Source organism: Pseudoalteromonas sp. US3C1004, assembly GCF_048401065.1.
In the GTDB taxonomy this organism is placed as follows: Bacteria; Pseudomonadota; Gammaproteobacteria; order Enterobacterales; family Alteromonadaceae; genus Pseudoalteromonas; species Pseudoalteromonas undina.
The window spans coordinates 1,560,449-1,572,549 of record NZ_CP183073.1 but is presented as its reverse complement, the minus strand read 5'-3'; the positions used below and the strand labels follow the sequence as shown (position 1 = coordinate 1,572,549).

Below are 12,101 nucleotides of genomic sequence, written 5' to 3'. Positions count from 1 at the left end.
ATTAAATTTTAGCTAATACGTCTATATCAGAGTGTGTAATGGCATCTAAATGAGCGGTGATTTTTTCACTGCTCCAATCCCACCATGCAATTGCTAAAAGTTTATTAATAGTCTCATCATCAAAACGCTTTTTTATCAATTTTGCAGGGTTACCCCCTACAATACCATAGGCAGGCACATCAGACGTTACCACGGATTTACTTGCTATAATGGCACCATCGCCGACTTTTACTCCTGGCATAATGGTGGCGTTGTAACCAATCCACACATCATTACCTATTTCAGTATCACCTTTAAAAGGAAAGTCACCTTGTTGAGGCGCAGATTTTCCCCAGCCATTACCAAATATAAAAAATGGATAGGTAGAAAAGCCGGAGGTTTGATGATTAGCCCCATTCATTATAAAAGTAACGTCTTTAGCTATCGCACAAAACTTACCTATGATAAGACGGTCCCCGATAAAATCGAAATGGTAAAGTACATTTTTTTCAAAGTTTTCAGGGCCGTCAGGGTCGTCGTAATAGGTGTAATCACCAACATCTATATTCGCAGAGGTGATAAAGTTTTTTAAATAACCTACTTGAGGAAACCCTTCCATAGGTGATGGATTGTTTGGATTTGGTCCGTTCATAGTTTCCTCTAGAGTAAAATATATAAAGCGCTAGCTTTTAAATGCCGCCAGTGGATGAGAGGTACTAAGCGATACATGTACGTTATCACCAGGATTTACCACTACTTCATGACTCACGCGACTTGAAACCACAGTACCACAGGCTAGTTTTATGGCGCATAATCTGCTGCCGCCTTCAAAGCGTACCCAAATTACTTCGCCATTATTTCCTACACTGCTTTGTACTAATAATACATCATCTGGACGAAGTAACACCTCTACCTCACCGTTTTCACAGTCAACACCATGAGCGGGAACATTACCAATATCGGTAAGTGCTTGGCCGTTATTCAGCGTTCCTTTTATAAAACTAGCTTCACCTAGAAAGCGTGCCACAAAGCGATTATTGGGTGCACTAAAGCATTGCTCTGGGCTATCAATTTGCTGTATTTTTCCGCCTTTTAGTACACCCACGCGATCGCCCACCGAAAGTGCTTCTTCTTGATCGTGCGTTACCCAAATAGCGGGTACGCCGGCTTCTTTAAGCGCATTACGTATATCCCAACGTAGCATGTCTTTTAAAGCCGCGTCTAAGTTTGATAGTGGCTCATCAAGTAATACAAAGTCTGGCTGGTGGGCTAGGGTGCGCGCTAATGCAACACGCTGTTTTTGTCCGCCAGAAAGTGTCGCTGGTTTTTTATGTCTAAACGCATCTAAACCGAGTAGCTTTATCCAATGATCAGCAGGGCTTGTGTCTTTTAGTTTAAAACACACATTTTGCTCAACCGTTAAATGGGGAAACAACGCAAAGTCTTGAAACACCATACCCACACTGCGTTTTTCAGGGGCTACAGTATGCTTTGGTGTAGCAGTCCATTTAGCAACTTTAATTTCGCCGTCGCTAATTGGTAAAAGCCCAGCTAGGGCTTGTAAAATAGTACTTTTACCACAACCTGTTGGACCAACAAGCATTAAAATTTCGCTTTCACCTAAAGTGAAATTTAAGTCACTAACAACACGATTACTGCCATAATCTATAGACAACTGACTTACAGATAGCATTTATATAAATCCTTAATGTTCAAACTGGTTGCGTTTCTCGCCAGACATCATAATAGCTAAAGCCGCCGCCGAAATCACCACCAACAATAACCCAGGTATTGCTGCGCGGCCAAAATAACCGGCTTCGTAAACACGCCATAAATACGTAGATAAGGTTTCAAAACCAGTTGGACCCAATAATAGTGTGGCTTCTAATTCGCGCATTGACTCTAAAAATACTAAAGCAGCACCTGCAATAATACCCCGCATAGTCAGTGGTAAAGTAATACGTGTGAAAGCTTCACGTGGGCTTGCGCCTAACACACGGGCTGATTTTACTAAGCTTGGATCAAGGTGCTCGGTGCTGGTACGCACAGAGCCAACCGCAAGTGGTAAAAAACGTAGCATATAAGCAATGATCAATAAGCCCAGTGTTTGATATAAAAATGGCAGTTGTAAGCCGCCATACACAAGCGCTGTGCCCATAACAATCCCAGGAATACCAAAACCAAAGTAAGTAACGCGTTCCATCACTTTGCCTGCTTTTCCGGTTAAAGCAGCATGCGCCACAGGAATAGCCACAATAACTGTAACAATAGCTGCAATGGCTGAAGCGTAAGTAGAGTGCCATGCAATACTAAAATCAAACGAACTGAAACCATCACGCACTAGCCAAAGTGTAAATACTGCGAGTGGTAAGCCAATAGCAAGTAATAAAATTGGTGCAAAGGTGGCAAACATCGCGCCTAATTGCCATTTTTTTGGGAATAAAATAAGGGGCCGGCCTTGGCGTTCAGACGCAGTTTTAATTTGCGATTCAATTATTAGTAAAAAGCCAACAATTACCATTAGCTGCATAGACAACATAGCAGCACGGCTCAGTTCAAAGGCGTTATATTCTACGTAAATAACACGAGTGAAGGTATCTAGACGCATCATTGCCGGTGTACCAAAGTCAGATAACGTATACAAGGCAACGAGTAACGAGCCCGCAGCAATACCATTTACAACACGGGGCAAAATAACTTTAAACACGCTTTGTGTCATCGACATCCCCAATGTACGCGCTGCATTGACCATACTGGCATCAAGACTAAGTAGGGATGAGCGGGTTGTCATCATTACAAATGGGAATGTATACAGGGTCATTACAATGGCGGCGCCAGTTAAGCCATACATAGAAGGGGTTTCAAAACCAAGTATGTTATGTATTTCACCACCAGGGCCAAATGCAGCATAAAGCGTAAATGCACCAATATAACTTGGTATAGCTAAAGGGGCGGCAAATACTACTAACCAAAACTTTTTAAATGGCAGCTGCACATAAGCGCTAATAAACGCCAGTGGCACACCAATTAAAATTGAGCCTAATACAGTTAAGCCCATTAACGACAGAGTATTTCCTAAAATGGTTAAATTATGGCTATCAAAAAAAGAGCTTGCGTCACTGGCAAGCGTTATTAAAACAAAAATAGGAGTAAGGGTAACAAGCGCTGCAAGCAGCGCCATAGGATAAGATGGTGGTATTCGCATTATAAAACGCCGCTGCTGCGCATTAAGTCAATAGTTGGACGTAAGTCAGCCAACTGGGTTAAGTCTATTTTAGGTGGCGAAATACTGGTTAATTTAGGCAAGCCATCAGGTTGCTTTATGTCATTTACTAGCGGAATTTCATACGCTTCGCTCGCTAAATAACTCTGTACTTCAACGCTGAGTAAATAGCGCATAAAGTTAGTTGCTAGTGGGTCGTCAGATAGCGATAAAATACCGGAGGCATTCACTAAACAACCAGCATCTTGCTCTGTAAATGCAAGATCGAGTTTAGCGTCGGGCTTACCAGACTTCAAACGTAACGTGTAGTAGTGATTAGCAAAACCAATATCTACTTCACCACGTTCAACGCCCATTACTACACCGAGTTCGCCAGCGTAAGTTTTTGAGCGTTTTTGCACTTTTTTAAGCCATTTAGCAGTTTTATCATCGCCTTCTAAAATTCGCATAGCGGTAACAAACGATTGAAAAGAAGCATAAGCTGGTGCCCAACCAATACTTAAATCACTGTCGGCTATTTCCATAATGCTTGTTGGAATTTGCTCTTTGGTTAAACGCTCAGTATTAAAAGGCAAAGTACGTATACGACCAGTTACAGGAGCCCACTCATCGTATCTAAACTGTGGCTGTAGCTGTGCAGATAAATCACTAGGCATAGGTTTAGCAAGGCCAGCATCGGTTACTAAACCAATAGCGCCCGAGTCTACAGCCCAAAATAAGTCAGCACGTTTAACACCTGCTTTAGCTTCGGCAACAATCGTATTAGCCAAAGCTGCAGTTGGGCCGCGTCGAATAGCAAGGTCTAAATCCGGGTTCTTTTTTTGAATGGCTTGTAAAACGTTTTCGTATAAGCCACCTTCACCACGTCCTAAATAAAGGGTGAGTGCGCCTTTCAGTTTAGGTAATGTATCTACCGACACGGGGTTGGCAATATCAGCGGCAAACGCGCGTGAAAGAGATAGCGGCAAAGCGCCAGCTATCCCTAACGCAGCTAAGCCTTGAATAAAGGTTCTGCGTTCCACTTAAAATACATCCTTACGTGACTTTTCTGCTTTTTCAATTAGCGTTTGTGCACGAGTTAACTTAGTTTGCATATCAACAACCACTTCGCGTACTTGATTTACTGTTTTATTACCTGAAATAGCCTGCGGTAGGGTTACGTTAAAGTCTTTTTCAAGTACTTCTACTAAGTTAGCGTCTTGCTCAATGAGTGTGCCTTCTACACCTTCAAATAAATGCAGGTAAGTATCGTGAACTATGCTTGTTGCTTCATCGCTTAAACGTTCTGCGTATTTAGCGACCACTCGGTCTAATTTGTGTTTAATTTCATCAATGGTCGCGCTTTGCGTCATTTCTTTTGTTGCTGTGGCTTTAACGCTTTTTAATAACCCTTTTTGTTGAAACTGAGCCGCTAGCTTAACTGCGCCTAGGCCTTGCCATAAAGCATTGTTCATTGCTTGTTGCTGCAAACGTACTTCTGAGGCTGGCTTTTTGTTATCAATAGCCATTTTTATGCCATACAAACCTTGCCAAATAGAGGCATACACAGGGACATAATTTGTTTCTATTGCGCTGTGAAATTTAACCGATTCCCAGTACTCAATTAAGTCATCAGTATTAACCGCTTTAGCGCCTTTTTTCTCGTAATCGCTTACTAGGGTATCAACCTTTGAAACCATCCACTCAACGTCTTCGTTGTAGGTTTTTAAATTAGCTTGAAGGTGATTAACATGCTCACCAATTGGGCCGTTAGCAAGTGCCGGTTGTGCAAAAATCGCAGAAGCGAGTAAAAAAGTTGCACTTAATGTCTTGGCAGGCTTAAGTAATATTTTCATAGCAAGTGAGTCCATAAATGTTATTGTAAATGATAGTCATTATCATATCCCTAAACATCCCTTAGATCAACACACTAAATCAAGCCAAAGGGTTAAATTTACTAAACTTTACAGAGGAATAATAACTAAATAGAAATATCAATTTAATTTTAACTTTAGTGGCTAAAATAATTAACCATCTATACGTAATGTTTACCCTTTATGGCGTTATATATAGCATCGCAAAGCTTTTTAATACTGGTATCGTTACTTATATACGGTGGCATTAAGTAAATTAACTTACCAAACGGGCGTATCCACACTCCTTGGCTAACAAAATAAGCCTGTATTTTAGCTACATCTACTATTCCTGCCTCATCTGTCAGTTCTACGACGCCAATTGCACCTAAAGTGCGCACATTAGCTACATCAGTAAGTGAGCCACACTGATGTAATTGTTGAAGTGCTTGGTTTACTTCACAAATTCGTTTTTGCCAATCTTGTTCAAGCAATAAGTCTATACTGGCACATGCCACAGCGCAGGCGAGTGGATTGCCCATAAATGTAGGTCCGTGCATCAAAACACCGGCTTCACCTTCGCTAATGCCTATCGCTATTTTATCGGTCGTTAACGTGGCTGATAAGGTCATGGTGCCGCCGGTGAGTGCCTTGCCAATACAAAGTATATCTGGCTGAATATTGGCATGCTCCACAGCAAACATTTTACCGGTACGGCCAAAGCCTGTGGCAATTTCATCACAAATGAGCAATACATCGTATTGAGTACATAACTTGCGCACACAGGCTAAATATTCAGGATGATAAAAGTTCATTCCTCCCGCGTTTTGCACTATGGGCTCAATAATAAAGGCGGCAACTTGCTGGTGGTGTTTTAAAAAATAGTGTTCTAATTCATCCGCCTCGGCTTGATTAAACTCGTCATTAAATTGGCTAACAGGTGCAGGTACAAATACATGATTAGGTAAAAAGCCGGAATACAAGCTATGCATAGAATTAACCGGATCGCACACACTCATGGCTGCAAAAGTATCGCCATGATAGCCCTTAAATGGAGTCATTAACTTTTGTTTAGTATTAATGCCTTGGCTTAACCAATACTGCAGTGCCATTTTAATCGCTACTTCAACACTAACCGAGCCGCTGTCGGCTAAAAATACTTTGTTTAAATGTTCGGGCGTTATTGCTACTAGCTTTTTACAAAGCTCCACTGCGCTGTAATGCGTAATGCCGCCAAACATTACATGGCTCATTTTATTGATTTGCTCTGTCATCGCATTATTTAAAACGGGATGATTGTAGCCATGTATTGCGCTCCACCAAGAGGCCATACCGTCGATGAGTTTCTCGCCTGTTTCTAGGTGGATAAGGTTGTGATTGGCATGTGTAACAGGGTAAACCGGAATTGGTTGAGTCATTGATGTATAAGGGTGCCAAATGTGATTTCGGTCAAAATCAAGGTCTATTGTGTTTTTTATGCTCATATGTAAACTTTAATTAAGTTAGCTTCGTTGACAATGGTACGGCAATACGTATTCTAAGCCAATAACACCAAGAGCAAAAAATAAAAGAGAGTATTATGGAGCTTGCAACAGTTCGCCACGATTGGACCCATAGCGAGGTTAAAGCCTTATTTGAAATGCCGTTTAACGATCTGCTTTTTAAAGCCGCGACCGTACACCGTGCTAATTTTAATCCTAATCAGGTGCAAATTTCTACTTTACTATCAATAAAAACAGGTGCTTGCCCTGAAGATTGTAAATATTGCCCGCAGTCGGGTCATTATAAAACCGACCTAGAACGAGAGCGCCTGCTAGAAGTAGAAAAAGTAGTAGAGCAAGCACGCCTTGCAAAACAAAAGGGTGCAACCCGTTTTTGTATGGGCGCTGCGTGGTCAGATCCTAAAGATCGTGATATGCCGTACATTTCAAAAATGGTTAAAGAAGTAAAAGAGCTTGGCCTCGAAACCTGTATGACCCTAGGTAAGCTTACCAATGAAAAAGCGCATGCGCTGAGTGATGCAGGGCTTGACTACTATAACCATAATTTAGATACCTCACCTGAATACTACGAACAAATTATATCTACCCGTACCTTTGCAGACAGACTAAACACTATTGATCATGTGCGTGATGCCGGTATGAAAGTTTGTTCTGGTGGTATTGTCGGTATGGGTGAGCAACCCAGCGATCGTTATGGGTTATTAATGCAATTGGCTAATTTGCCTCAGCAACCAGAAAGCGTCCCAATTAACATGCTAGTAAAAGTAAAAGGGACACCGCTTGAAAACGTAGACGACTTAGATCAGTTTGAGTTTATTCGTACTATTGCCACCGCGCGTATTATGATGCCGCACAGCTATGTACGATTATCGGCAGGGCGCAGCGCAATGAATGAGCAAATGCAATCGATGTGTTTTTTTGCCGGTGCTAATTCCATTTTTTATGGTGATAAACTCCTTACTACCGAAAACCCAGAAGCTGATGCTGATATGCAATTAATTAAAAAACTGGGTATGAACCCTGAAACGGCAGAAGACTATTCAGATGAAGCCGTTGCTGCGTCTTTATCTTCTAAAGTGGCCGATAAAGCCAGTTCAGAATTGTTTTATCCTGCTTAACATTGTGTATTGCTATGTCATTTGATTTTATAAATAGCCATTTACAAGCGCGCCAGCAAAGCGCGCTTAACCGCAAGCGTTATGTTATTGAGCAAGCCAGTGCGCGTGAAATTATAGTTGATAATAAACGTTATCTTAACTTTGCCAGTAACGACTACCTAGGCTTTGCGGATGAGCCCACTTTGCTTGAAGGTATGCATAGCTTAGGAAGTCATAGTTCTGCTTTAGTTACTGGCTATCAAGGTGCGCAGCAACAGCTCGAAAAATACTTATGTGCTCAGTTGGGCTATAACAATGCCATGCTGTTTAATTCGGGATTTAGTGCTAATAGCAGTGTTATAAAAGCGCTATTTCAAGATAAAGCCATTGCTCAGCAAAGTGCGATTTTTCAGGATAAACTTAATCATGCGAGCTTAATCGACGGCGCATTGCATGCAAACGCAGCACTTGTGCGCTTTAACCATAACAACATGAATCATTTACGTTCACGGCTCGAAAAGTCCAATGCTAAGTATAAATTGATCGTGAGTGAGGGTGTATTCTCGATGGATGGTGACCAAGCACCTTTAATCGAGTTACTGAGTTTAGCTAAAGCACATAACGCCTGGTTAATGATAGACGATGCGCATGGCTTTGGCATACAGGGTAAATCGGGTTTGGGAAGCTGTGAGCCACTTATAGCGGCAGATAATTTGCCAGATATTTTAGTGATCACCTTTGGTAAAGCGGTGGCAAGTAGCGGGGCATGTGTATTAGGTTCGAGTGAATTTATTGATTACATGCTGCAGTTTAACCGCGATTACACTTTTTCGACCGCAATGTCGCCATTTATTGCTTCGCATACATTATCAAGAATCAAAACCATACGTGATGCTAACCACAAACGAGGCAAATTAAACGCTAATATTGCTTTATTTAAACGTTTAGCCAATGAGCACAAAATTGCCTTAATGGATTCAACAACTGCCATTCAACCCCTAGTTTTAGGGTGTGCCGAACAGACCTTAAAAGCCTGTGAGCAGCTCAAACAGCAGGGGATTTGGCTAACCGCTATTCGCCCGCCCACGGTGCAGCATAATACCTCAAGGCTTCGCGTTACCTTAACCGCCGCCCATACCGAGCAAGATATTACAACATTGGTAAATTGTTTAAAAAAGGCCATTGCATGATAAACGCACAAGCTGCAAATACGAACTCGCGTATAAAGTCACCGTTAGCTTGTTTAGCTGTTAATAGTTTAAAGCAGGTAACGCAACGAAAGTTTTCAACGGCGGCAAACCAATATGTAACTCATGCGCATGTACAAAAACAAGCCGCAATCGATTTAATTAAACTCATTAAGCTTGATGCGAGCACAAAGCACAAACATTGTGTTGATTTAGGCGCTGGGCCGTTAGTGAATACCGAAGAGTTACAAGGAATATATAAACAGGTAATTGCCATGGATTTAAGCCTTACCATGCTTAAAAATAGTGCAGTAACCGCACCGCGTATTTGCGCCGACATGGATAATTTACCCTTTCAACAAAATAGTATTGATGTGGTATTTAGTAATTTTGCAATGCAATGGTCGGCTAATTTTGAAATGCTAATGTATTCATTACATTCAGCTTTAAAGCCCGGTGGGCATGCGTACATAAGTACGGTGGTAGAAGGCTCACTACATGAAATAAAAACGGCGTTTGCCGCGCTCGATTCGCATAGCCACATTAATAACTTTTTAAGTAGCGATAATATAAACCAATCGGTCAAAAAGGCAGGGTTTATTGTTAATAACGCGACAGAGGTTATTTATACTGATGAGTTTACCAGCCCGCTTAAAGCGATTAGTTCAATTAAAGCCATTGGAGCAACGTCGCAAAATAAAGCAAGCCAACGCCCTGGTTTATTAACTAAATCGGCGCTACAAAAAGTATGTGCGGCGTATCCGCTTATAAACAACCAAGCCCATGTATCTTACCATGTGGTATTGTTATCATTAGAAAAAGCAAAAATTTAAAGGTAAGGCAATGCAGCAATTTTTTATTACCGGTACCGATACCGACGCGGGTAAAACCCACGTAACTAGTTTGCTATTAAAATTACTCGCCCAACATAAGCAGCGTGCAATAGGTTTTAAACCGATTGCATCAGGGTGTGAACTTGCGTTTGATCAGCTCGTAAATGCCGATGCCTTAATGCTAATGGAAAGCGCGACTGTGAGTGCTAAATACGACATAATTAATCCGTTTGCTTTTGAGCCCGCCATAGCTCCGCACATTGCAGCAGAGCAAGTGGGAGTAACCCTAAGCGTTGAAAAGCTACTTACCGCTTATAAAAATGTGAAGCAACAAGGTGCAGACTACCTGCTAACAGAAGGTGCGGGCGGCTGGGCATTGCCAATTAACGACAACGAATATTTATATGACTGGGTAAAAGCAGAGCAATTACCCGTAATGTTGGTAGTAGGGATGAAACTAGGCTGTATAAATCATGCATTACTCACTGCAGCACATATGCAAAGTATGGGTGTTAATTGCATTGGCTGGATTGCCAACCAAGTTGATGCCACTATGGATGAATACCAAGCAAACCTAGATTCGCTTAAAACACGTTTACCATTCCCGTTGCTTGCTATAAGCCCCTATACCGAGCAAACCCCTAAATTACAAATTTATAAAACCCTTCTTACTGCACTTGCTATAAATGCCTAAACTATACTGCTTTGTAATTTTATAAATATACAAAGCAGTTTATATATTAAATACACCGGTTTAATAAATATGTTTAGCGCCTTGAAATACACACCTTATATGCATATATAACGCTAATTACTCAGTGCTATTGTTACTAAGGAAATAACAAATACAATGACCCACCCATTTATTAAGAACTACGCTTATAATACGCAGTTGAAGGCCGAATCAGCTCTACCAAAAAGAGCTCTACCTAAAACCCGTGTAGGTATTTTAGGTGGGGGAACTGCAGGGGCAACAATTGCGATTCGCCTTGCGGCATTGGGCATAAAAACGACTATATTTGAGAAAAAAACGTCACTTATTGACGGCCCTCCTATGTGCCATCTGCACGCCGGTGGTAATTTATACCGTGAAATTCCAGATCAAGACTGTATAGATTTACTAAAACAGTGTATCGATATTTTACGACTATATCCTTACAGCATAGATGTACGCCCAACTGTATTTGCTGTGCCAACGCGTGATGATGATTCACCGGATGATTTACTGCCAAGGTTAGACAAGCTTACTAACGCATATAAAGACTTAATTGAACAAGATCATAATAATAAAGTTCTTGGCGAGCCTGATAATTACTATCAGCTTTATAGCCATGAGCAAATGATAACCTTGAGTAAAAAAGAGCAGGTTACTGAGCCTAAAACGCTAGATGAGTGGATGATCCCCGTTGCTAAGCATTTAAACTTAAACAAAGTAAAATACCCACTTATTGTTGTTCAAGAATACGGTTGGAATATATTTAGATTATCAGCAAGTGCGCAACTTGCGCTTGCCCAGTACGAACACGCTAACGTGCTTACCAGCACAGAGGTAAAGCAAGTCAGCAAAGTTGAGCAAAGTAGTGCTAAAAATCAAATGCCAAAATGGAAAATTGAATATCAAAACAACCAAAGCAACAAGACCCAAACAGCAGAAGTAGATTACCTTATAAACGCCTGTGGCTTTCAAACCGGTATTGTTGATGACATGGTAGGCGTAAAGCCCAAGCGTATGGTCGAATTTAAAGCCTCATACATTGCACACTGGCAAGGCGCTGGCGGGAAAATACCCGAAATTATTATTTATGGTAACCGAGGCACACCCGAGGGCATGGCACAATTAACGCCGTACCCTAATGGCTTTTATCAAATTCATGGTATGACTAACTCAATTACCTTGTTTAACGATGGCCTAGCAGATACAGCCGAGCAAACGGCACAGCCACAACTGCCTGCTAAGTACTTAAATTATATAAATAATGGTTGGGATCAGCAGGTGCTAAAAGCACGTGGTCAAAAAGCGATTGATTATGTAGCTGAGTTTGTACCAGAATTTAAAAACGCTAATACGCAAAACAATGCCTTGTTTGGCGGCCAACAGATCCCAGGCGAAGACGACACCTTGCGCGTTGCCGACGTAAGTTTATATTCGCATATTAGCTACGCACGAGCCGAAAATGTAAAAGCGTCATCAACTTTGATCGCTGCTGACGAAATAGTAGCTGAATTTGTAAAGCTTGGTTTAATTTGCACAGAACACGACAGTAATAACCACCGTAAGCATCACCAATGGGCCTACCTTAAGAACAGTCGCAATGAAGATATAAGTAAAATTGCACAAGTACTTGCAAAAGAGCGAGGCTTCCCCACAGATATGGCAAATGTTAATCACGGTATATATAAAAGCGTATAGTATAAAAACAAAATAACTTATTGAATTATATTGTTTTT

At 41.3% G+C, this 12,101-nt stretch carries 11 protein-coding genes; 5 read left to right on the top strand and 6 right to left on the bottom strand.

Annotated features, from left to right (window positions below):
* Nucleotide 1 precedes the first annotated feature (1 nt).
* The 6 genes from ACNSN3_RS07320 to bioA all read right to left on the bottom strand — a co-directional run bounded on the left by ACNSN3_RS07320 (nt 2) and on the right by bioA (nt 6,518).
* Complete coding sequence (locus ACNSN3_RS07320; RefSeq protein WP_418608956.1) at nt 2-631, bottom strand: Vat family streptogramin A O-acetyltransferase; 630 nt, start codon at nt 629-631, stop codon at nt 2-4.
* A 30-nt stretch (nt 632-661) separates the two neighbouring features.
* Nucleotides 662-1,672, bottom strand: a complete 1,011-nt coding sequence (locus tag ACNSN3_RS07315; protein WP_418608955.1) for an ABC transporter ATP-binding protein — start codon at nt 1,670-1,672, stop codon at nt 662-664.
* 12 nt (nt 1,673-1,684) lie between these two features.
* A complete protein-coding gene (locus tag ACNSN3_RS07310) occupies nt 1,685-3,184 on the bottom strand; it encodes an ABC transporter permease (protein ID WP_418608954.1) in 1,500 nt (499 codons plus the stop codon).
* Nucleotides 3,184-4,224, bottom strand: a complete 1,041-nt coding sequence (locus ACNSN3_RS07305; protein WP_075169196.1) for an ABC transporter substrate-binding protein — start codon at nt 4,222-4,224, stop codon at nt 3,184-3,186. Before ACNSN3_RS07305 ends, ACNSN3_RS07310 begins: the two co-directional genes overlap by 1 nt.
* Nucleotides 4,225-5,037 carry a hypothetical protein gene (locus tag ACNSN3_RS07300; RefSeq protein ID WP_054201198.1) on the bottom strand — a complete coding sequence of 271 codons (813 nt, stop codon included), beginning with the start codon at nt 5,035-5,037 and terminating at the stop codon, nt 4,225-4,227. It lies immediately after the preceding gene.
* 179 nt (nt 5,038-5,216) lie between these two features.
* Nucleotides 5,217-6,518, bottom strand: a complete 1,302-nt coding sequence (gene bioA / locus ACNSN3_RS07295) for an adenosylmethionine--8-amino-7-oxononanoate transaminase (protein WP_418608952.1) — start codon at nt 6,516-6,518, stop codon at nt 5,217-5,219.
* Nucleotides 6,519-6,613: 95 nt separating this feature from the next.
* Here bioA and bioB point away from each other — a divergent pair, with 95 nt between their 5' ends.
* From bioB to ACNSN3_RS07270, 5 genes are all read left to right on the top strand, one after another.
* Nucleotides 6,614-7,654 carry a biotin synthase BioB gene (gene bioB / locus ACNSN3_RS07290; protein ID WP_010390068.1) on the top strand — a complete coding sequence of 347 codons (1,041 nt, stop codon included), beginning with the start codon at nt 6,614-6,616 and terminating at the stop codon, nt 7,652-7,654.
* Nucleotides 7,655-7,668: 14 nt separating this feature from the next.
* Nucleotides 7,669-8,823, top strand: a complete 1,155-nt coding sequence (locus ACNSN3_RS07285) for an aminotransferase class I/II-fold pyridoxal phosphate-dependent enzyme (protein ID WP_418608950.1) — start codon at nt 7,669-7,671, stop codon at nt 8,821-8,823.
* Nucleotides 8,820-9,653, top strand: a complete 834-nt coding sequence (locus ACNSN3_RS07280; RefSeq protein ID WP_418608948.1) for a methyltransferase domain-containing protein — start codon at nt 8,820-8,822, stop codon at nt 9,651-9,653. The genes ACNSN3_RS07285 and ACNSN3_RS07280 overlap by 4 nt, the downstream gene beginning before the upstream one ends.
* A 10-nt stretch (nt 9,654-9,663) precedes the next feature.
* A complete protein-coding gene (gene bioD, locus ACNSN3_RS07275; RefSeq protein WP_054200970.1) occupies nt 9,664-10,347 on the top strand; it encodes a dethiobiotin synthase in 684 nt (227 codons plus the stop codon).
* A gap of 156 nt (nt 10,348-10,503) precedes the next feature.
* On the top strand, nt 10,504-12,063 hold the full coding sequence (locus ACNSN3_RS07270) for an FAD-dependent oxidoreductase (protein ID WP_418608945.1): 1,560 nt from the start codon (nt 10,504-10,506) through the stop codon (nt 12,061-12,063).
* Nucleotides 12,064-12,101: the final 38 nt, after the last annotated feature.

Bases quoted from the DNA above. Each gene is read 5' to 3' on its own strand.
- ACNSN3_RS07320 (WP_418608956.1), bottom strand. From the start codon at position 631: ATGAACGGACCAAATCCAAACAATCCATCACCTATGGAAGGGTTTCCT.
- ACNSN3_RS07315 (WP_418608955.1), bottom strand. From the start codon at position 1,672: ATGCTATCTGTAAGTCAGTTGTCTATAGATTATGGCAGTAATCGTGTT.
- ACNSN3_RS07310 (WP_418608954.1), bottom strand. From the start codon at position 3,184: ATGCGAATACCACCATCTTATCCTATGGCGCTGCTTGCAGCGCTTGTT.
- ACNSN3_RS07300 (WP_054201198.1), bottom strand. From the start codon at position 5,037: ATGAAAATATTACTTAAGCCTGCCAAGACATTAAGTGCAACTTTTTTA.
- bioA (WP_418608952.1), bottom strand. From the start codon at position 6,518: ATGAGCATAAAAAACACAATAGACCTTGATTTTGACCGAAATCACATT.
- bioB (WP_010390068.1), top strand. From the start codon at position 6,614: ATGGAGCTTGCAACAGTTCGCCACGATTGGACCCATAGCGAGGTTAAA.
- ACNSN3_RS07285 (WP_418608950.1), top strand. From the start codon at position 7,669: ATGTCATTTGATTTTATAAATAGCCATTTACAAGCGCGCCAGCAAAGC.
- ACNSN3_RS07280 (WP_418608948.1), top strand. From the start codon at position 8,820: ATGATAAACGCACAAGCTGCAAATACGAACTCGCGTATAAAGTCACCG.
- bioD (WP_054200970.1), top strand. From the start codon at position 9,664: ATGCAGCAATTTTTTATTACCGGTACCGATACCGACGCGGGTAAAACC.
- ACNSN3_RS07270 (WP_418608945.1), top strand. From the start codon at position 10,504: ATGACCCACCCATTTATTAAGAACTACGCTTATAATACGCAGTTGAAG.